This window comes from Acinetobacter towneri, from assembly GCF_001758345.1.
GTDB lineage: Bacteria > Pseudomonadota > Gammaproteobacteria > Pseudomonadales > Moraxellaceae > Acinetobacter > Acinetobacter towneri_A.
Genome location: NZ_MKQS01000026.1, coordinates 12,834 through 33,441 on the forward strand (window position 1 = coordinate 12,834; position 20,608 = coordinate 33,441).

At 36.8% G+C, this 20,608-nt stretch carries 16 protein-coding genes and 7 pseudogenes; 7 read left to right on the forward strand and 16 right to left on the reverse strand.

Annotation, left to right across the window (positions count from 1 at the left end):
* Nucleotides 1-494: 494 nt before the first annotated feature.
* The 3 genes and pseudogenes from BJN41_RS11645 to BJN41_RS11655 form a co-directional block, all read right to left on the reverse strand.
* A pseudogene (locus BJN41_RS11645) lies at nt 495-695 on the reverse strand (transposase domain-containing protein); the annotation flags it as partial.
* Between the two features lie 404 nt (nt 696-1,099).
* Nucleotides 1,100-1,399, reverse strand: coding sequence for a hypothetical protein (locus BJN41_RS11650; protein ID WP_004969894.1), 300 nt, complete (start codon nt 1,397-1,399; stop codon nt 1,100-1,102).
* 2 nt (nt 1,400-1,401) lie between these two features.
* Complete coding sequence (locus tag BJN41_RS11655) at nt 1,402-2,040, reverse strand: AAA family ATPase (RefSeq protein ID WP_004871228.1); 639 nt, start codon at nt 2,038-2,040, stop codon at nt 1,402-1,404.
* Nucleotides 2,041-2,433: 393 nt separating this feature from the next.
* Here BJN41_RS11655 and repM point away from each other — a divergent pair, with 393 nt between their 5' ends.
* A complete protein-coding gene (gene repM, locus BJN41_RS11660; protein ID WP_026438551.1) occupies nt 2,434-3,381 on the forward strand; it encodes a replication initiation protein RepM in 948 nt (315 codons plus the stop codon).
* 328 nt (nt 3,382-3,709) lie between these two features.
* Here the strand turns inward: repM and BJN41_RS11665 are convergent.
* Both BJN41_RS11665 and BJN41_RS11670 read right to left on the reverse strand, forming a co-directional pair.
* A pseudogene (locus tag BJN41_RS11665) lies at nt 3,710-3,907 on the reverse strand (transposase); the annotation flags it as partial.
* Nucleotides 3,908-5,005: 1,098 nt separating this feature from the next.
* Nucleotides 5,006-5,329 carry a hypothetical protein gene (locus BJN41_RS11670; protein WP_004967812.1) on the reverse strand — a complete coding sequence of 108 codons (324 nt, stop codon included), beginning with the start codon at nt 5,327-5,329 and terminating at the stop codon, nt 5,006-5,008.
* A gap of 308 nt (nt 5,330-5,637) precedes the next feature.
* Between BJN41_RS11670 and BJN41_RS11675 the strand changes: the two genes are divergently transcribed.
* Nucleotides 5,638-5,961, forward strand: a complete 324-nt coding sequence (locus BJN41_RS11675) for a helix-turn-helix domain-containing protein (protein ID WP_070155388.1) — start codon at nt 5,638-5,640, stop codon at nt 5,959-5,961.
* 85 nt (nt 5,962-6,046) lie between these two features.
* Here BJN41_RS11675 and BJN41_RS11680 read toward each other — a convergent pair whose 3' ends face one another.
* The 9 genes and pseudogenes from BJN41_RS11680 to BJN41_RS11720 all read right to left on the reverse strand — a co-directional run bounded on the left by BJN41_RS11680 (nt 6,047) and on the right by BJN41_RS11720 (nt 16,227).
* A complete protein-coding gene (locus tag BJN41_RS11680) occupies nt 6,047-8,932 on the reverse strand; it encodes a type I restriction endonuclease subunit R (RefSeq protein WP_070155390.1) in 2,886 nt (961 codons plus the stop codon).
* Nucleotides 8,933-9,061: 129 nt separating this feature from the next.
* Nucleotides 9,062-9,793, reverse strand: a pseudogene (locus BJN41_RS16095) (restriction endonuclease subunit S); the annotation flags it as partial.
* A gap of 3 nt (nt 9,794-9,796) precedes the next feature.
* Nucleotides 9,797-10,261: pseudogene (locus BJN41_RS16100) on the reverse strand (restriction endonuclease subunit S); the annotation flags it as partial.
* Complete coding sequence (locus BJN41_RS11690) at nt 10,261-11,835, reverse strand: type I restriction-modification system subunit M (RefSeq protein WP_070155394.1); 1,575 nt, start codon at nt 11,833-11,835, stop codon at nt 10,261-10,263. The gene BJN41_RS11690 and the pseudogene BJN41_RS16100, both read right to left, overlap by 1 nt.
* A gap of 173 nt (nt 11,836-12,008) precedes the next feature.
* Nucleotides 12,009-13,301: a toll/interleukin-1 receptor domain-containing protein gene (locus BJN41_RS11695; RefSeq protein WP_081406303.1), complete on the reverse strand. Its 1,293-nt coding sequence runs from the start codon at nt 13,299-13,301 to the stop codon at nt 12,009-12,011.
* 99 nt (nt 13,302-13,400) lie between these two features.
* A protein-coding gene (locus BJN41_RS11700) for an IS3 family transposase (RefSeq protein WP_141730402.1) occupies nt 13,401-14,476 on the reverse strand; the annotation gives its coding sequence in 2 pieces (ribosomal slippage) (nt 13,401-14,224 and nt 14,224-14,476; 1,077 coding nt in all).
* Nucleotides 14,477-14,705: 229 nt separating this feature from the next.
* Nucleotides 14,706-15,020, reverse strand: a complete 315-nt coding sequence (locus BJN41_RS11710) for a BrnA antitoxin family protein (protein ID WP_070155399.1) — start codon at nt 15,018-15,020, stop codon at nt 14,706-14,708.
* Nucleotides 15,007-15,294 carry a BrnT family toxin gene (locus BJN41_RS11715; RefSeq protein WP_070155401.1) on the reverse strand — a complete coding sequence of 96 codons (288 nt, stop codon included), beginning with the start codon at nt 15,292-15,294 and terminating at the stop codon, nt 15,007-15,009. The genes BJN41_RS11710 and BJN41_RS11715 overlap by 14 nt, the downstream gene beginning before the upstream one ends.
* 291 nt (nt 15,295-15,585) lie before the next feature.
* Entirely contained in the window at nt 15,586-16,227 is a 642-nt protein-coding gene (locus tag BJN41_RS11720; RefSeq protein ID WP_004787586.1) for a TetR/AcrR family transcriptional regulator C-terminal domain-containing protein, read from the reverse strand.
* A gap of 65 nt (nt 16,228-16,292) precedes the next feature.
* Here BJN41_RS11720 and tet(39) point away from each other — a divergent pair, with 65 nt between their 5' ends.
* A complete protein-coding gene (gene tet(39) / locus BJN41_RS11725; protein WP_004856455.1) occupies nt 16,293-17,480 on the forward strand; it encodes a tetracycline efflux MFS transporter Tet(39) in 1,188 nt (395 codons plus the stop codon).
* A 161-nt stretch (nt 17,481-17,641) separates the two neighbouring features.
* Here tet(39) and BJN41_RS16000 read toward each other — a convergent pair.
* Nucleotides 17,642-18,279, reverse strand: a pseudogene (locus BJN41_RS16000) (IS1-like element ISAba3 family transposase); the annotation flags it as partial.
* Nucleotides 18,271-19,041, reverse strand: a pseudogene (gene blaOXA / locus BJN41_RS16005) (class D beta-lactamase); the annotation flags it as partial. The pseudogenes blaOXA and BJN41_RS16000, both read right to left, overlap by 9 nt.
* Before the next feature lie 80 nt (nt 19,042-19,121).
* Here blaOXA and BJN41_RS11740 point away from each other — a divergent pair.
* From BJN41_RS11740 to BJN41_RS14895, 4 genes and pseudogenes are all read left to right on the forward strand, one after another.
* A pseudogene (locus tag BJN41_RS11740) lies at nt 19,122-19,358 on the forward strand (IS1 family transposase); the annotation flags it as partial.
* 116 nt (nt 19,359-19,474) lie between these two features.
* Nucleotides 19,475-19,888: a hypothetical protein gene (locus BJN41_RS11745; protein WP_070155403.1), complete on the forward strand. Its 414-nt coding sequence runs from the start codon at nt 19,475-19,477 to the stop codon at nt 19,886-19,888.
* Between the two features lie 2 nt (nt 19,889-19,890).
* Complete coding sequence (locus BJN41_RS11750; RefSeq protein ID WP_070155405.1) at nt 19,891-20,205, forward strand: hypothetical protein; 315 nt, start codon at nt 19,891-19,893, stop codon at nt 20,203-20,205.
* A gap of 216 nt (nt 20,206-20,421) precedes the next feature.
* Nucleotides 20,422-20,608: helix-turn-helix domain-containing protein (locus BJN41_RS14895; RefSeq protein ID WP_230400577.1), on the forward strand; the 187-nt coding region annotated here is incomplete at its 3' end.

The window sequence follows — 20,608 nt, forward strand, 5'->3', positions numbered from 1 at the left end:
AATATTTAATTTAAGGTAGTGATAAATAAAATAAGTCAATATTTATCAAATATTTAAAAAAATTATTGACTTTAATAAACTCAAAAAAACAAGCGAAAAGCTTTACGATTGTTGAATTATTTTTTTAAGAAGCATTCCTTATACAACCAATCCCTAGATGCTTTTGATTTTTGCTGGGTAATATTTGGTAGAAAATGCCAAAAAGAGTATGTATTGAAAATAATTAGGGTATGTATTGAACGACCAAAAAAGCAATTTCAGTATGTATTGAACGACCAAAAAAGCAATTTCAGCATGTATTGAAATAATTAGGGTATGTATTGAACGACCAAAAAAGCAATTTCAGCATGTATTGAAAATTTTTTTGCTGTGTAACGCCAGATTTGATGTTTTTTTAATCAAAAGATTAAAAATAAGTTTTATGCCATTGATTTTAAAAATTATCATTTAATTTTCTTATTTTAATGATAAACATCCGGTGAAGCCTACTTAAGTCAGGCAGGCTTCCACTTATGCGGCAACAACTCTTCAATCTGGCTCATTTTCTGTGTCGGCAGCCTTTTCAGCACATCACTGAGATAGGCATACGGATCCAGCCCATTCAGTTTTTCTGACTGAATCAGCGTCATAATATTTGCCGCTCGTTGACCGCTGCGCAGTGAGCCAGCAAACAACCAGTTCTTACGTCCCTGAGCTGCGGTTATCCCGAGAGGTCTCATCTTGCCATTTTTCTTCGGGATAAGGACTCTCCGAAGCGGAAGGGGCGTGTATTGCAGAACAAAAATACTTATTGATTCTGAACAGTAATGCCCAGAACTATTTTAATCATCATCTTGGAAACCGAAGAGCATGTACTTGAGACGATAATGAATAAGACAAAACCCGTTTATTGAATGCGATCCCTGCTGTCACAGGCCTTTGCCCTGGCAATACCTTACTTACCCACCTGATGGCTTTACTGGCAACAGAGACGGTACTGGAGTAGGCTGAGCAGTTGGCGGATGAATTAACAGCGGCATAAATCTAAAAATTAAATTGTAATATTTATGAAGTTAGGTTATTTAATCTATAAGATTAAATAACCTGTTCCGTTCTTATTTTATTTAAAACTTTTATCAACTAGCTGCTTAAAATCTTCTAAATTCTGCTCTGCCAGTGACTCTAAAGCTATTCTTACAATACTAGATCTGTTAACACGAGCATTATTACTTTTGATAATTAGCTCATCAATTAACTCACTTAATTCTTGATTTAAAGAAAAGGTACAACGAACGAATTTCTTTTGTGAAACTTCTAGATCCTTAACTCTTTTATCAGCTCCAGATATGAAATTTTCAACCAGTTTGTCCTGATCTGAAAGCTCGTCAGTTTTCTTTTTTAAACCGCTAAGACCTGCCATAGTTATACTCCTAAAAACTCTTGAGCTATCCCTTCAATTTCTGCTTTTGCCTTAGGATCACTTGTTACTTCAAAAACAGATAAGCCATTTTCATCTGCATCATCATAAACATTTCGATTTGTCGTGATTTGGTCCAAGGCTTTTATTCCAAACGATACACAGGCTTCTTTAGCATCTAAAATTCGCTGTACTTGTGACGGTAATGTTGGGCATTGTGTAATGATTGCTCTGGCATTCAAATCTGGATTCACTGCTCGTGCCAGTTTTAATACTTGTTCCATATGATCCAAAGTCTTTAGATCTCTACGTTTAGGTCTAAAAGGCAATAGCATATGTGTTGCTATAGTCATAGCAGAGCGCAATGCTTCTGAATCTTGCCCACCAGCGTCAATGATAATATCTTCATATCTTTTTGATAAATCTTTTAAAACTTGACGAATATTGCCTGAAGCTTGTACAGATGGGATATTTTTCAAATCCTCATTCTCATCACGTTCTTTAATCCAGTCAGTTGTTGTACCTTGAGGATCTGCATCTAGAAGTAGAACATCTCTATTCTTGGTTTGTAAATAAACAGCTAAGTTTTGTGCAAGGCAGCTCTTACCAGCTCCGCCTTTTTCACCACCTACTAAAATAATCATAAGTTATGTAAGTTACGTAATTTTGTTAAAAATAATGTATAAGTTTTAATCTCCTAAATCAACTATTGTGAAAAATAAAGTTAAAAATAAAGTTATCCACAAGTAAGGCACTTTTTTAAATTTATATATATTTTTAAATTTATATTTTATAGGTCTCTTGTATCTCTTGTAGTGTATAGCTTTGAGAGGATTTAAATGGACGTTTTCCTGACAATAAGTGGACGTTTTCCTGACAATAAGTGGACGTTTTCCTGACAATAAGTGGACGTTTTCCTTGATTTAAATGGACGTTTTCCTGACATAAATGGACGTTTTCCTGACATAGATAGATCTTCCATTAGTGGACATTAAGTGTTAATGTCCACTAATAATATTTGTTTCTCTGATCACAACATGGCAAATGTAATTTATAAAGATAATAACTTGATTGAAGCATCTTATGCGTTGACTCTGTCAGAACAACGCTTAATTTTAGTTGCAATTATTGCAGCCAGGGAAATTGAAAAAGAGCTTACATCGGATACATTGCTAACAATACACGCATCTGAATACATGAAGCACTTTAATTTGGGTCGTCAAGCGGCCTATGAGGCTCTTCAAGGAGCATGTGATAACTTATTTGAACGTAGACTCACCTATAAGGCCATAGATCCTGTTACAGGTAAACCTGCAGTCTACAAAAGCCGTTGGGTGTCAAAAGTTGGCTATGTTAAAGAAGCTGCATGCGCTCAACTAATTTTTGCTCCTGATATTTTACAGCTTTTTGTAAAACTTGAAGAAAAGTTTACTCGTTATGAATTAAAGCAAATTTCTCAATTATCTAGTGTATACGCTATACGGCTGTATGAACTTTTGATTAGATGGCGTAGCAAAGGCAAGCTATATATTAGTATGGTTGAATTGCGTGATAAGTTAGGTCTACTTGAAAATGAATATAAAACCATGGGAGATTTCAAAAAGCGTGTATTGACGGTTGCCATAGATCAAATTAATAAACTTACTGATATCGACGTAAGTTATGAGCAGAAGAAAGAAGGAAGAACAATTACACATATCGAATTTTCTTTTAATCAAAAAGCTTCCTTAATTATTAGTGATAAGGTACTGGAACCGACATATCAGCTGACCCCAAAACAATCTATATTTTTCGCTCAAAAATTGTGTGACCTTATCAAATATCCCGAATTCGGGGGTAAATATGCCAATGTAGGCGAAGAGATCGAAGCGTTTAAAGAAAGGATTTCACTTGAACTTCTCGACCCCGAAAAGGTAAAAAAGTATTATTCTGATTTGTTAAAAGTGGGCTATAAAGAAAAATATAAATCAGAAAAGTTATCGTAACCTGAATAATAGAAATTCTTATTTTGAACACTACCAACCTACAGGAAAAATTTAGTCTGCCCTGGTAATGAATAACGCTAAACTTGCAGACTGTAAGATTTGAAGTGAGGAACCGACCCAAGTTTCTCTGCTACTGATCATGAACTTCAAATTATGGGCTGTTTTTATTCTTGGGTGCTTTCAAATAAAGAGCATGGCATGTGCGATATGTATTTTGTGCCTGAGCAATTCCTGAGAACTTCTACGCTTTTTCATCCAAACCTTTACTGAAGCTGTTTGATATTTTTAACAGCGCATTATAGTCAATCACACTGAAGATCTACGCATTGGTTTCCACGGCAGTTACTCCAGCATCCTGCATAAGTCTTTTCCATTTAAACAGCAAACGTGGTGAGATGCCATACTGTCTGGCAACAGAGGGAACGGATGAGCCTGGTTGCATGGTCATGGCAACAAATTGGGCTTTTTCCTGACCTGAATAACGTCGACGACGCTGCACCGATGTAATAACTTCAATACGTTCCATAGAACACTCCTTAACCCTAGTGCTATGACTAGGTCTTAATTGAGAAGTGTCCGTTTTAACTGGGGCTATTACATAAACCGCCAGGGATTGATCTGTAATGAACATAAAGCTATAAACTTACTTAACTTACTTAACTTACTTAACTTACTTAACTTACTTAACTTACTTAACTTACTTAACTTACTTAACTTACTTAACTTATATAACTTCCAAGAGAGTTATGGGATGGGAAACTACTTCCTGTCGTTCTTGTCAGGGATTTGTCCATATATGGAAGTGCATTGTTAAGAATTAAAGATCTCTCTGGCCAGAAGAACCGTTAATGGGCTGATCTGTCAGAGATATAAATTTATAAAGTTACATAACTTACTCAACTTATGATCTTATGTAATCCGAAATAGAGTTATGGGATGGGAAACTACTTCCTGTCGTTCTTGTCAGGGATTTGTCCATATATGGAAGTGCATTGTTAAGAATGAAAGATCTCTCTGGCCAGAAGAACCATTAATGGGCTGATCTGTCAGAGATATAAATTTATAAAGTTACATAACTTACGCAACTTATGATCTTATGTAATCCGGAATAGAGTTATGGGATGGGAAACTACTTCCTGTCGTTCTTGTCAGGGATTTGTCCATATATGGAAGTGCATTGTTAAGAATGAAAGATCTCTCTGGCCAGAAGAACCATTAATGGGCTGATCTGTCAGAGATATAAATTTATAAAGTTACATAACTTACGCAACTTATGATCTTATGTAATCCGGAATAGAGTTATGGGATGGGAAACTACTTCCTGTCGTTCTTGTCAGGGATTTGTCCATATATGGAAGTGCATTGTTAAGAATTAAAGATCTCTCTGGCCAGAAGAACCGTTAATGGGCTGATCTGTCAGAGATATAAATTTATAAAGTTACATAACTTACGCAACTTATGATCTTATGTAATCCGGAATAGAGTTATGGGATGGGAAACTACTTCCTGTCGTTCTTGTCAGGGATTTGTCCATATATGGAAGTGCAGCGCTGAAAAATTAAAGCTCCATGAATTAAGTCCTCATTTCTTGTTACGTGAGGACTTAATTCATATCAAAACCTATTTATGACATAGGATAATAAATAGTATTCCTTAGATGCTCATAAAAATTAAGTAAAAGTTGATCATATATATCCTGTAGACGAATTAAAGATAATTGCTGAAAACCATATTCTTCAAAAAATTGATTATCAACAAAATATGTAACAGCTTCGTAGGTTGTGAGATGTTGTGCAACATTAAGAATCTTACAAAAGTTTGGTTCACGTTGTAATTGTAGTTCTGTGGTTGTGATAATTTTAGAAGCAATCATTTTTGAAATAGTACGCACATTAAGATTACGGATTTCAGGTTTAATAGAATTAAGAAAGTTAGGGGAGTTATTCATAATCGAGCCTTTAAGTGAATAGATGTTTTTCGTAAAAGAAAAATTTACTTAAATTGTTGGTTATGAAAGAATGCAAAGGTAAAAAGTCGAAATTTTACAATCTTTCATTTCATTGATTTGGAATGAAAAGCATGAGTGTACTATTGTCAGATAGTGCACTCATGCACATACAATATTGATCATCTAATGTTCCTCCTTCGTTTGTATAAGATGTTTTTTGTCGAAATAGACAATAAAATACTATCAATATTTATACGAAAACTTGTCTATTTAGTCAAGTTTATATTGTCGATTTATGKTTTTTTGTTATGATGATTGAGATGAATTCTGATTTATTTTGTATAAGACTAAAAGAGATCAGAAAAATGAGAAAAATGACACAGCAAGAGTTGTCGGAGAAATCAGGTATTCCATCTACATCAATTGCACATATCGAGGCAGGTTCTCGTAAACCGTCATTAGAAAATTTTTATAAGCTAGTTGTTGTATTGAATGTATCTGCTGATTATTTATTAGGATGTATAGATCAACATACTCATCYAGGGAGTGATCCAATTACAAAATCTATTCAAGAATTACCTGAATCAGAAAGACAGATGATTGAGAAATTTATCTTATCTTTAAAAAATTAAATTTTTTTATTAGGGGAGATTACCTAAGCTGTTAGTGATGACGTAAAAAATGCCTGAAGTTCAGGCATTTTTTCGTTTTAGGTACTTATAAACCCCGATAGAACTTTTCAATAAAGTTTCGAGTTTTGAGAACCAGAGTGTTCATCAGAGTCTTACGTTCTGAGATCTTGGGACGCGCAATCGGTAAGTCTTTGACATCTTCACGGCTAGGTAAACGCTGGGTGTATTCATATTGGCTGAGCACCGTTTTGAAGACTTCAGGTTTGATGGCTTCTTTTTGACACAGCTCATTCAGCGCCTTTTCTTTTTCCACATCCCAAAACTGAGCAAAGGCTTGTTCAACGCTTTGACCATTGGCCATGCGCGGAATATTTTCATCCAGGAACTTTTGAATCAGCTCTTGTTTGTCATACAAGTTGTGGTTGGTCGAGATGATATCTTGCACCTGGGAACGATACTGCTGTTTCTTTTCAGGATCTTTATGATTGACCACCGATTGCAGTAGATTCAAGATATAACCGACATTCACGGTATCGCGGTGGATCAGTTCCAGTTGGAAGTTCACATCATTGAGGACCGATACCTTGTCTTTAGGCTGGACCACACGGACGTTGTTGTACAGATATTTGTACTGTGAGGTGTGTTTCTGAAATTCTGCTTTGTTTAAATCGGTATCGTTCTGGTCATACTCGACAAAGTTTTCCAATTGGGCATTGATCCGCATCACCTCACGGAAGGCTTTCACGTACTCCAATTGCTGTTCTTCGGTTTCCAGCGTATGGGGGACTTGATCCGGATCTGGAGCAATACTGAGTAAATGGGTGACCGCAGCATTGTACTTTTCCTTGATGCTGTCGAAACTTGGAATCAGCACGATTCTTTGTGCTTCATCCTTATTTGAGAATAAGGTGAGGGCTTGGTCTGTAGCCTGTTTCAGATTACGGAAGCACAGGATATTACCGAAAGGCTTGTCTGCGTTCAGAATACGGTTGGTGCGTGAAAAGGCCTGAATGAGGCCATGATATTTAAGGTTCTTGTCGACATACAGGGTGTTGAGTGGTTTTGAGTCAAAACCGGTCAGGAACATATTCACCACAAGCAAAATATCAACTTCTTTTTTACGGACTCGATTGGCAATATCACGATAATAAGCGTAGAACTCATCGCCTGAGTTGTAGTTCTGGCCAAATTTGGCATTGTATTCAGCAATGTATTGATCGAGCTTATCTCGATTGGATTGGCTGATCCTGGTCGGGAGATCCGCAGACTCTTCTTCAATTAAACCACTGTGATCTTCGACCTTGAGTTCTTCATTGGCTGCAAAGGAAAAAATCGTGGCAATGGTCAATGGCGTATAAATCCCACCCTGTTCTTCGGCTTGCTGCTGTTTTTCCTGCTGTACTTTTTTGAACAATTCGTAGTACTGGGTCAGGACTTCAACGGAACTGACACAGAACATCGCGGTGAAGGTTTTATTTTTGGTTTTGATGTGGTGATTATCCAGGATATAGCGGGTAATCATTTCGAGACGGGCAGGGTTATCAAACAGCTCTTTGGTATCAATCCCTTCAACATCTTCTTCATAGCTGTCGCTATTTTCGATGCCATTGCTGGTGTATTTACCCATATAGGCAATCTGGAAGGGTAGGACATTCCCATCACGAATGGCATCGGTAATCACGTACTTATGCAGACATTCATCAAACAGGGCATTGGTGGTGACGGCTTGCGAGTCAATTTTCAGTTGGCTATTTTTCTCAAAAATAGGCGTTCCGGTAAAACCAAACATTTGCGCCTGATTAAAGAAGCGTTTGATATTGCGATGGGTATCGCCAAATTGGCTACGGTGACATTCATCAAAAATGATCACGACTTTTTTATCTTTGAGATAGCGAATCTGATCGCTATAACGGTCAGAACTGATGGCAATATTGAGCTTTTGTAAGGTGGTGACAATCAGTTTGTCATGTTTCTGGCCCAATTGAGTGACCAAGGTGCCGGTATTCTTGGTGGTATCGACACTGTCTTTTTTGAAGGCATTGAACTCACGCACCGTTTGGGTATCGAGATCACTGCGATCCACCACAAAGAGGACCTTTTCAACTTCAGGCAAGCGCATGATGAGTTGACTGGCTTTGAATGAAGTTAGGGTTTTTCCTGAGCCTGTGGTGTGCCAGATATAGCCGTTTTGCTCTGAATGTTGCACACGTTGAATAATTTGCTGTACCGCATAGATTTGGTAGGGACGCAGCACCATCAAACGCTTTTCAACTTCCAGGATCACCATGTATTCAGTCAGCATTTGGGTGATGTGCTGATGCTTTAAAAAGGCTTCGGCAAAGGTCTCGATTTTATGGATGTGCTTGTTGTCAAAATCTGCCCAGGGGAAGGTAAATTCGAAATTGCTGGTGCCGGTTGAATAGTAATGGGTATGGTCACGATTGCTGATTACGAACAGCTGGATGTAGTTAAACAGACCTGCTCCGCTACTGTAAGCGACTTTGGCATAGCGTTGGGTTTGGTTAAAGGCTTCAGGAAGCTCTACCCCTGCGCGTTTTAGCTCGATTTGCACCAAAGGCAGGCCATTGATCAGCAAGGTGACATCAAAGCGACTGGTGTGGCCATTACTGGCACTGTGATCGATAACAATTTGATTGGTCACTTGATAGATATTTTGACTGGGATCGGCAAATAAAAAATCAATATGGCGTGTAGAACCATCATCAAAGTTCACGGGGAAGCGATTACGCAGCACTTTGGCACAGTTAAAACTATTACCGGCCTTGAGATGATTGAGGACTTGTGCCCATTCATTTGCAGAGAAAGAGGTAATACCGTTGGCGCGTTCAACTTGAATTTTTAGATTGCTCAGCAATTGATTTTCATCTTTGAGATCAACCTGGTGATAACCCAGGTTTTTGAGCTGTTCAATGAGTTGATTTTCAAGTTGAGCTTCGCTTTGTACGGACATCTCTTTCTCTAATTTTTTATTGAATTACGGTGATCTAAGTGAAATCCATCTAATTGAAGCCCGAAACATACGGTGATGTTTTACCCTCAAAGTCTTTCAATCAGATGGATGAATTGACGTTCTCAGTATTTAAACAAACATTTGCTGTAAAAGTCCTTTTTTCCAAAGCTTGGCTTGTTCTAGCTGCTCTGAAATCACATCAATTTTTTTGTCGATTGATGAAAGGAAGTTAGCGATTTTGGTTTGTTCTTCGAGGCAAGGTGTCCATAAATTAACCTCAAAAAACTCCTGAAGGCTAATATTTAATAGTCCGTGGTTACGTGCACCTTCTTGAGCAATTTTTTCCAATTCAGGTACTAAAGCTCCACTTTCTACATATTGTTCAAAGAAATCACTATTAATATGTTTATTAAGTGAAAAACAAATATAAAGTGTAGAAACAACACCTTTATCATAAAGCTTTAGGCGTTTTATTGCCCCCATTGGATATCCAGCGGAATAACTTTTGTTATATGCATATTCGCCTTTATGTAATAAGTAATATTTACTCAAATCACGTGAGGCAATTTGTTTACTAAAATATTCTTGTTGATTAACTAATCCCATTTGTGCAGAAATAGTTAAAGCATTTTGATTTTCTTCCTTATTTTTTCTAGTAATACGTTCAGCAATATCTTTAAGTTGGATACTTTTCCACTCCCCAAACTCACTACCATCATCAACTTTAAAACGAATTTGCTGACTAAACAGCTTTTGCATCATGCCTTGTTTATATTGGCCCAGAAGGTGGAGTTTTTGCGAAAGCTGACTAATCTTTTCATCCACTGCTGAAAGAAAAGTGGCGATTTTGGTTTGTTCTTCAATAGTTGTAATAGGCATTACTATTCGGTAAAAATCTGAATGATTCAAATCAGGAATAGTAGAGGCACCTGCATATTTTAAAATAAGATGCTGAGTTGTATCTTTTTTTAGAAATTCAATAAAGAAGTTTCTATTGATAATGCTTCTATCAAAATCTATCTTAAAAAAATTATTATGAAATGCTCCCTTTACATCAGTTACAACTTGCCCCGTATTTCCTGTTCGAGTCATCAATATATCAGACTCATCACAAATTACAGATTTAGGAGGATTTTCAATAAAATAGTTTTTTTTTGAACCTTCTTTTAGAAATTCATTTGTTATATAGAAAAATCTATTTTCTCCATCCTCTAAGAACCTATTCTCAATGGCAATTTGTAGACCTTGATTAATTTTACAAAGAGCTTTTAAGGGAGATGTTTCCCAATTACCACTAAATTCTTTAAACCGTAATTTAGGTGCAGTCATTACTTCACCTCCGCAAAAGGTGAGTCAATGCCAAGCTCTTTACAAAATTCAGCAATCACTTTGTCGGTATTTTGGCTTTGCTGCTCAAGTTCTTTGAGTTGCTGAGCAATTGCATTCAGATCAATTTCATCTTGAGCTTCAAAGGTATCCACATAGCGAGGAATATTGAGGTTGTAATCGTTATCTTTGACTTCTTGTAAGGTGGCGACATGAGCATATTTTTCAATGTCTTGGCGATTTTCATAGGCCGCAATGATGTTTTCAATATGCTCAGGCAATAGCTTGTTTTGGTTCTTTTGTTTTTCGAAGTCATTGCTGGCATCAATAAATAGAATATTGCCTGTATGCTCACGGTTTTTCTTCAGCACCAAAATACAGGTCGGAATAGTCGTACCGTAGAAAATATTGGCAGGTAAGCCAATCACAGCATCAATGACATTGAGTTTTTCAATCAGGTACTGACGAATCACGCCTTCACTTGAACCGCGGAACAACACACCATGCGGTAGAACAACCGCCATCGTGCCGTTGTGATCGAGTTGATGAAGCATGTGCTGAACAAAAGCCATATCTGCTTTTGAGCTTGGTGCAAGCTTACCAAAACGGCTAAAACGCTCATCTTGTAAGAAGATTGGATCTGCTGACCATTTTGCAGAGAATGGTGGATTGGCCACCACTGCTTCAAAACGCTGATCAATGTGCTGTGGGCGAATTAAGGTATCTTCTTGCTTGATATCGAATTTAGCAAAGTGAACATCATGCAGAATCATGTTCATTCGTGCCAGGTTATAGGTAGTACGGTTCATCTCTTGACCGTAAATCATATCGACATCTTGAACTTCACGTTTGACACGTAACAGCAATGAACCTGAACCACATGTCGGATCATAGACTGAACGCAGCTGTTCTTTGCCTTGAGTCACGATCTTTGCAAGCAAGGTGGATACGGTTTGCGGTGTATAGAATTCACCTGCTTTTTTACCTGCACCAGAGGCAAACTCACCAATCAAATATTCGTAGGCATCACCCAATACATCAGATTCTGAGTTACTCAGATCAAAATCAATATTGTCTAAATGTGTGAGTACTTTGCTGACCAATTCATTACGGTCGTTGGCATTGTTGCCGAGTTTGGTTGAATTAAGGTCGAGATCTTCAAACAGATTGGCAAAGTCATCTTCAGATTCAGCACCCAAGGTACTACGTTCGATTTCTCGTAAGGTATTTGAAAGCTCATCAAGAATGAACTCACCCTGACGACCACGCTCAGCAATTGTATGGAACAGTTGCTTTGGTGCCAGGGCATAACCGACTTCTTCGACTGAGTTTTCTTTAATGCCATCAATGAGTTCAGCGTGATCAGGGGTATTTTCATCAAGTTGATGATATTTTTCTGCCAAGCCTTCATCTCGCAACAGTTCATTGGCAAAGCTAATCGCTTTTTCAGACAGGTATTTGTAGAAAATGAAGCCGAGAATGTAGTCACGGAACTCATCAGCCCCCATTTTTCCGCGTAAATCGTTCGCAATATTCCAAAGATGTTTTTGTAATTGTTGCAGTTGAACCTGAGTCATGAAGCAAGAATCTCTAGTAATACCTAAATTTGCTTAAGTATAACGAGTATCTGCTTATAAAAATTGGGTTTATTTGATTTTAACATCCGAATTTCGTGCATGGAATTTTATGTTAAATAAATAAGCGAAAGGCCCGATTAATAGGCCTTATGGTATTTAAATTTATTTTTTACTTATTTCTTCTTAGCCGCTTTCTTTGTCTTTTTTACTTCTTTTGCCCTTCGTTTTCTCTTTTCAACAGCCTTTTTCTCCCTTTTACTTTTTTCGATACGATGGTCTTTCATAAGTTTTCGAGTATCAATAGTACTAAAAACTGCATGGTCTAAACTTTTAGGGTTTTCTTTGTTTAAATCTATTAGTGTTTTGATGTTTATGTCTTTTTTAAGTATGGCATTATCAAAATCAATATAGTCTTTAGGAGAATCAATAGCTAATGGTGTTGTATAAAAAGAGGGATCTTTATCTTTTTCCAATTTCTCTTTCATATTAGTCAGATAGAAAAATTTTCTTTCATCAAAAACCTTAATAAATTTTTGGAGATTTTCTCCTGATTGGGGGTTTAGCTCTAAGACTCTACTTATACCCATAAAAATAGAAGTTGTATTATCTATATCGTGATCAGGATTTTGAGCTTTAATTCGATCCGACATTGTATTTAAATATTCTTCATTTGGCCCAATAAGCATTCTATATTTATATGGATTTAAATGATCTATGTCTTTAACAATGCTAACTCTTATATGATTTTTTAAGTCATCATTATTAATAGATTTATTCAAGTCATCAAAAATCTGTTTTCCTATTTTAGGTTTCCTAAAGCCTAGGCCAATAATGGGTATATCTTCTAGGTCCTCATCCTGAGCAAAGCTAAAAGCTACTCCACACCAATGAGCTTTATCCCACAATTCTAAATCTATTAAGCTAGTAACGAATAAGTGTTTTCGAATTCTTGGCTCTAAAGGCGAAAATTCTTCATTTTCTTGAATATTTTCGCCTAGTTCAGGTCTGATATTTGTATTATTACCTAATAATCGATTAACTAGTCTTTCTTTTGAATTAGCATTACTTACATCATAGTAAGTATATGGTTTTAAAGAATCTAATATAAATTCTTTATTTTCTTTACCTAAACAAATGGGAATATATTTTGTATTGTTAAATGCATTTTCATAAACTTTTTGAAGAATATGTAAAGTTTCCCACTTTGAACCTAATCCATTATTCGGATTTTCAGCAAAGTCCTTACTTCTTTTATAATATGTTTCTGTCGCTAAAACTAAAACGAAATCTGCCTGATCTACTTGAGAAGCCATCCACAGAGGCCAGCCTTGTGGCGGAGCCTCCTCATATTGATCTATTTCTGCATCAATTCCTCTAGATCGAAGATAATTTGAAAAATTTAAAACATCATCTGCTAATTGTTTTCCTGCATGGGCATAACTAATAAAAACTTTAGGTGGTTTCATCACTAGAAAAGATAAAGAGATATTAGATTGAGAATAGAAGAAAAGTTATTTATATGGAAGGGTAATCCTCCCATAAATAACCGAAGTTAAAAGTAGAGGTTAAGCAGCCCTTAGAGGTGGCTTTCCTTTGTTAGCTTGATGTGGTCTTTCATGGTTGTAATGCCACAACCAGTTTGTTGCATAATCTTGTACTTCTTCCAGTGTGTCAAATAGATGCTTGCTTAGCCAGCTATAACGTATAGTCCGATTATAACGTTCAATATACGCATTCTGCTGTGGCTTACCTGGTTGAATATATTCAATACGAATACCGTGCTCAGTAGCCCAGCGTACAAATTCATGACTGATAAACTCCGGGCCATTGTCACACCGAATAACTAACGGCTTTTCTCGCCACTCCAGCAACTGATTCAACGTACGAATAACTCGGATTGTAGGTAATGAGAATCCTGCTTCAATCGCTAAGCCTTCTCGACGGTAGTCATCAATCACATTTAATAATCGGAACTTTCGACCATCGATCAGCTGATCATGCATAAAATCTAATGACCAGACCTGATTTTCTCGGATTGGTTCTTTCAATGGTTCAGGCGCGTGCCGTTTTAGTCTTCTTCTCGGTTTAATACGCAGATTTAGTGCCAGCTCACAGTAAATGCGGTAAACCCGCTTGTGATTCCAGCAGTGATTCTCAACATGTCGTAAATATGAGAAGCACAGACCAAATCCCCAATCGGAATTTTCCTCAGTGAGTTCAATGAGCTGTTTAGCAATTAATGCATTGTCATCGCAAAGTTTAGCCTGATAACGGTAGCAGGTTTCACTAATGCCAAATGCAGAGCAAGCTAAACGGATACTAACCGCATGCAGGGCAACGGCTTGTTGAGCCATCTGACGTCGGCAAGATGGCTTCACCACTTTTTTGACATTGCTTCCTGAACAATCTCTGCCTTTAATCGCTCTTCAGCATACATTTTTTTTAGTCTGGTATTTTCTGCTTCCAGCTCTTTCAGTCGAGCCATCAATGAGGTATCCATACCGCCATATCTGGCACGCCATTTATAAAACGTGGCATTACTCATGCCATGTTCACGACAAAGGGTGGCTACAGGTGTGCCAGACTCCGCCTGTTTTAAAATGGACATGATCTGGCTGTCAGTAAATTTAGATGTTTTCATGCAGAATCTCCTGCTCGTATCTTAAGAGAAAATTCTACTTTTAGATCCTTTTATTTTTAGGGGGGATTACCATATACAAACACTAATGATATTCACATTTATCAATGATAATTTGAATTTTTTTTAATTTTGATTGATTAAAAAACCTAGCTATATAGTTTTAAGATTTCCTAAAATTAACATAATACACGTTATGCGAAGTCAAAAATGGGAGCTTAAGCTCCCATTTTTATTGATGATTTTTTAATTCTTTCAGCATAGCATCCCGTAAAATTTCATTCATTCGTGTTTGATAACCTTTGCCTTGTGCTTTGAACCAAGCAAGTACATCAGCATCTAACCGAATTGAAGTTTGTTGCTTCACTGGGCGGTAAAATTGATTTGGGCGTACAGCACTGCTCCAGTCGGTAATTTCAGGAATATCTGATAGATCTAGCTGATCATCCGGAACCGTGCCTTTAGCAAGCAAGCGTTGAATTTCAGCATCTTGCTTCTCACTAAATTTCTCATTCAGCTCTTTGCGTGAGTATCTAACCATGCTCATATTTGTTTCGCTCCGCTTTAGTCACTTGCCTTGCACTAATGATTCGTATGATTTCACAGTCATCTTCATCAAAAATGGTGTGAGCCACCAATAACATTAGTACGCCTTTAACTCGTCCAATGGTTTGCCAACGTTCTTCACCATCGGTATGTCTGTCTTGGATTGAGATCCGTAATGGATCTTCAAAAACAAGGCTTGCCGTTTCGAAAGAGACATCGTGTTTTTTCTGATTCTTTCGATTCTTTGCCTCATCCCATTCGAAATACTGTTTCATAAAAAACATTCAAATTTGTATATACAATAATGTATCATAAAATTGTATCACTCAAGTTGAGAAGCGTAATTTTTAGTCAAATTTATTGGCAAAACATTCCAAAACCGTTCATAAAAAAGCCGACTTGTTTCAAAATCGGCTTTTTGGGCATTTTGGGATTTTTAAGGTTTTATTAAGTATCTGATATTTATATTAATATACAAGTGTATTGCGTATAAYCRCCATTATGTTAAATAATTAAGGATAAAAGCTTTATTACTAAATAGAACAGTTGCTTAAAGCAGTATAGAGTTAAGTTTGCATTTTAATATCAAGTTGTCTTTCAGCACCGATAATCACCATACGAATCCCATTTTCAAAAATGTCATCCGCATTCATATTTTGTAAGGTATTCACTCCTTGGAGCATGAGTGGATATATAGTTGGATCGGCTTCGAATGGTGGGTCTGATCTTATTTCTTCTTGCTGCTCCTCAAGGACCCACCCAACAATAAACCTTCCTAATGTCATAAGTAATGCAACTGCTTCAACAGGAGAAAACCCAGCATGAGATAACAGCGCAACTTGGGCCTCAATCGTGTTGAAATGTCCTTGACTGGGGCTAGTTCTTGCATGTAGACGAGCACCATCACGGTAAGCTAGTAGTGCTCGACGAAAGCTTACAGAATTAGCGAGCAACCAATCTTGCCATGTCATCCCATCGATGGGTAAAGAAACTAAATGGTGTTCATTTATAATGGTTTCCGCCATTGCTTCCATTAACAAGGATTTATTCTTGAAATGCCAATATAGAGTTGGAGATTTAATACCCAATCGTTGAGCTAGCTTGCGTGTGGTTATTGAATCTATGCCTTCTTCATTCAACATATCCAATGCGGTACGCAGGACTATTTCACGTGTCAGACGTTGAGGTGCAATATCTTTTTTACTCATAAATCTATCACTGATAGGGAGTGTGTGAGAGAATATTAATTCTATCATTGCTAGAGAAGGCATTTGTGAAGAAATCATTGAGCGTGATTTTAATCACTATATTTCTGGATGCTGTTGGGATTGGTTTAATTATGCCGATCTTGCCTGAATTATTACGGTCATTGGCTGGAGCTGAAGCAGGCGGTGTTCACTATGGTGCTTTATTAGCTGTGTATGCTCTGATGCAGTTCATTTTTGCACCTATCCTTGGAGCGTTGAGTGACCGATTTGGACGTCGACCTGTATTAATTATTTCAATTGCTGGTGCAACGGCTGATTATCTCCTAATGGCTGCTGCTCCTTCTCTATTGTGGCTATATATTGGTCGTATTTTTGCGGGAATTACAGGTGCCAACATGGCTGTTGCAACAGCTTATGTTTCAGATATTACTCCAGCCCATGAGCGTGCAAAAAGGTTTGGTCTCCTTGGAGCTGTCTTTGGTATTGGGTTTATAGCGGGTCCGGTAATAGGTGGAGTTTTGGGTGAATGGAACTTACATGCACCGTTCTTTGCTGCTGCTTTTATGAATGGGATTAATTTAATAATGACAGCAGTCTTATTAAAAGAATCAAAACACAGCAATAAAATGACTGAGAAGGTTCAGGAGCAATCAATATTAAAGAAATTATCCTATTTGATCACTCAACCTAATATGGCTCCATTGCTTGGTATCTTTTTAATTATCACATTGGTTTCACAAGTCCCCGCAACTTTATGGGTTATCTATGGGCAGGATCGTTATGGCTGGAGTATATTTATTGCAGGTGTTTCCCTTGCTAGTTATGGAATATGCCATTCTATTGCACAGGCTTTTGCTATCGCCCCTATGGTAAAGAGGTTTGGAGAGAAAAATACGTTGTTATGTGGAATAGCTTGCGATGCAATTGGTTTACTTCTTTTATCTATTGCTGTTGAAGAATGGGTGCCTTTTGCGTTGTTACCATTGTTTGCCCTTGGTGGAGTAGCCGTTCCTGCTTTGCAAGCAATGATGTCCAGAGGTATTAGTGATGAAAGACAAGGTGAATTACAAGGGCTATTAAGCAGTTTTAATAGTCTGGGGGCTATAATTGGTCCTGTATTAGTTACTAGCCTCTATTTTATGACTCAGGCATCAGCTCCTGGAATGGTATGGGCATTAGCTGCAATACTTTATGTAATCACCCTACCCTTATTGCTTAAGTATCGCCTGAATAAATATTCTGGAGTTCCATAAAATATTTAATTTATTGGTTTAAAAACTAATGGATTCTATAGTTTATCTAAAATTAACATAATACACCTTATACAAAATGCCCTTGTAAGCCCTTAATCAAGGGCATTTTTAGTCTCTACTTAACATAAAATTTTGGTGGTGCTTCAAAAAGTATGCTGCCTTTAAATGAAGCCATTATTGATGTAAAAGAAAAGAAGGCTAAATCAAAAGCTTTAAAATGGTTTTCAAGCTTTTTTGAAAAATTACAGCTTCTTCTGAAGCTACGCCTAATTCTATGCCTTATTTTGCAATTATTGCCTTCAATACCTACAGTAAAAAATTTACCAATACTTTGCTTACCATTTTTAAAAGCAGTGATGAAACTGTCCCAATGATCACTTGCAATTCGGGTGTAGTGAATATCTAATTGTTTAAGCTTTGTCTTCAATTGTTAGACTGTAGCTAAATCTCGTTTACCCCAAACATAAGCAACAATTTCACCTGTTTCTCGATGATAGGCGTAAATAAGCCATTGTTTATTCTTTTTATTTCCAACAAAATTCCAGAACTCATCTACTTCGAGAGATTCATAATGACTTTGCTGAGGCTGAATTTCATAGGTTGATTCAGTTAAAGTACGTAAAACTTTACCGATACTGATGCGCTCAACTTCAGCAATATCTCGTATACCGCTGCCTCTGACCATCAACTGTAATATTTTACGAGTAATACCTGACTTACATCCTAGATAGCTCAGTGCATGATCACCAATAAACTGACGTTTACAGTCTTTGCACTGATAGTTTTGTTTCCCATCTACTATTTGCATATTTAAAGCAAATGCCACCACTTGCCCATCTGCCTTTTCAACAAAACCCACATACCAACCCACTTGCGGGTCTACAGCCATTCCCCAGCCACTTTTAGCATATAGACGATTCTCCCCTCTGCGCTCTACATACAACATCTCTTTCACTTGTTGCTGAACTTCAGGTTTAAAAGGCAATTGCCCTTGGGCTAAATCATACACAAACTTTACTTCTTGTATAGGTGTAATTGTCAAAGGCCCTTTCAACCAAAATTGATCAACTTCCGTGCCTATTTGCATATTGCCATAACCAATACGTTGCAATTCACTTTGCATTAAGCTTGGACCAATACGACGTGCCAATTCTTGATATACAGGCACTGTAGATGCTTGCATGGCTTCGCCCAAAGTAAAATCTTTGTCCCATGCTTTAAAAAAACGTGGCTTTCCATCCCACTTAAATATTTCTGTAGATGTTGCTTTATGATTTTCTAAACCAATTAGTGCATTGGCAATTTTAAATGTAGATGCAGGAATATAAGCTGTTTTTGCTCGGTCTAAATGCGTGCCATATTTTTTAATATTTTGACCATCATATGTGACAAACACAGCATCAGCTGAGATTTCATTAAAAAGCGCTTGAACATTCTGATCGATGATTGAGTTATTCACTTGTGGAATTGTACTTGTTTTTGCTCGACTCATACTATGCTCAGCACAAGCCCCAATACTTATGCTTAAGCAAACTAAACTCAATATTTTTAATAATTTCATGATATACAACTTTAAAATTTGGTAGTGTTTCAAAAAGTATGCTGAAGAAAAAGCCGATTGGATTTTGATAAAATAGAGAAATGCAAATAACTCTAGCAATCAAATGTCCAACCTGCCTCAGTGATAGTATAAAGAAAAATGGTATCAAAGTAGATGGGAAACAAAACTATCAGTGCAAAGACTGTAAACGTCAGTTTATTGGTGATCATGCACTGAGCTATCTAGGATGTAAGTCAGGTATTACTCGTAAAATATTACAGTTGATGGTCAGAGGCAGCGGTATACGAGATATTGCTGAAGTTGAGCGCATCAGTATAATGGGTTCTAACACTCTCGTTTCGTATAACAGCCATTATGTTAAATAGAATCAAAAAACCTCCAATAAAATCGTTATAGTATTATTATTTATTGAGTAGATAAGAGAATTAAATTAGTGAAATACTCAAATGAACAAATAGTAAAAGCACTCTTACTTGCTCCTTTACCTTTACTTTTTTTAACAACAGTCCTGTTTATCGCAGTGAATCACGAATACAGCCTATACTCGATTTTCGTAGTTCTTGTAGGACACGGTCTTATTTACTTGGCTTATTGTATTTTGACTGTGCCTTTTAGCTACATATTCTCAATTCTTTTAAATCGTTATAACAGTCTTAATTTATTAACCATCTGTATTACCTCTCTAATTATTGCTACTCCATTTTTTATTCTTTTAGGATGGGGGCATACTGGAAAGATTGCTGAAGATTGGTGGAAGATGTATACCAATACATGGGCTAGCTTTCTGGCTCTATTTCCTGGCTTATGTTATTGGCTGTTTTTAATTAACTTAAAAGATAAAGAATAGTTATGAAAAAAATATTATATTTTAATTTTTTAGCGATTATTTTGACTTACGTATCTTTGCTTTATCAAAAAAATATATTAGTTGCTCGCATAGTTGTAGATAAGCTTGAAAAAGTYAAAGTCATAGCTGGGGGATTTCCTCTCCAGTTCCTTATAGATGGTGAAACCTCTCCAGTCGGAAGTATAAGTATCAATCCTTTATTTATTTTCATCGGCATGGATCAATTTGTTTTTCTCAATTTTTTTATTGATTATTTATTTTGGATAAGTATTTTATTTGCTTTTTCTATGATTGTGAAAAAGTACAGAATTGTATAGATCTTCTAAAATTAACATAATACACGTTATACGAAGCCAAAAATGGGGGCATGCAGCTCCCATTTTTAGTCTTTTATCCGCTTTTTTGCTTCATCATAAACAATGGGCAGAGTAAAACTTGAAGTGCGACATAAACCACCTAATTAATTTAAAGGGTTTATGGAGTATATAAAATTGTCATACCATCATCTTAACTTTGAAGATCGTACTGCATTAATGCTTGAGTCAAGAAAAGAAGGCTTTTCAGCCAGAAAATTTGCTGAACTCATTAAAAGACATCCTAGTACGATCTATCGTGAGCTTAAAAGAAATAGCATCAATGACGTTTATCAAGCTCGATATGCTTCTGATAACACCTTCGCTAGACGTAGACGTGGTCACAGAAAACTCAAAATCGATTCAA

Excerpts from the sequence above, each read along its gene's own strand:
- repM (WP_026438551.1), top strand. The coding sequence starts at position 2,434 with ATGGCAAATGTAATTTATAAAGATAATAACTTGATTGAAGCATCTTAT.
- BJN41_RS11695 (WP_081406303.1), bottom strand. The coding sequence starts at position 13,301 with ATGAAACCACCTAAAGTTTTTATTAGTTATGCCCATGCAGGAAAACAA.
- BJN41_RS11650 (WP_004969894.1), bottom strand. The coding sequence starts at position 1,399 with ATGGCAGGTCTTAGCGGTTTAAAAAAGAAAACTGACGAGCTTTCAGAT.
- BJN41_RS11715 (WP_070155401.1), bottom strand. The coding sequence starts at position 15,294 with ATGAAACAGTATTTCGAATGGGATGAGGCAAAGAATCGAAAGAATCAG.
- BJN41_RS11720 (WP_004787586.1), bottom strand. The coding sequence starts at position 16,227 with ATGAGTAAAAAAGATATTGCACCTCAACGTCTGACACGTGAAATAGTC.
- BJN41_RS11655 (WP_004871228.1), bottom strand. The coding sequence starts at position 2,040 with ATGATTATTTTAGTAGGTGGTGAAAAAGGCGGAGCTGGTAAGAGCTGC.
- BJN41_RS11690 (WP_070155394.1), bottom strand. The coding sequence starts at position 11,835 with ATGACTCAGGTTCAACTGCAACAATTACAAAAACATCTTTGGAATATT.
- BJN41_RS11710 (WP_070155399.1), bottom strand. The coding sequence starts at position 15,020 with ATGAGCATGGTTAGATACTCACGCAAAGAGCTGAATGAGAAATTTAGT.
- BJN41_RS11670 (WP_004967812.1), bottom strand. The coding sequence starts at position 5,329 with ATGAATAACTCCCCTAACTTTCTTAATTCTATTAAACCTGAAATCCGT.
- BJN41_RS11680 (WP_070155390.1), bottom strand. The coding sequence starts at position 8,932 with ATGTCCGTACAAAGCGAAGCTCAACTTGAAAATCAACTCATTGAACAG.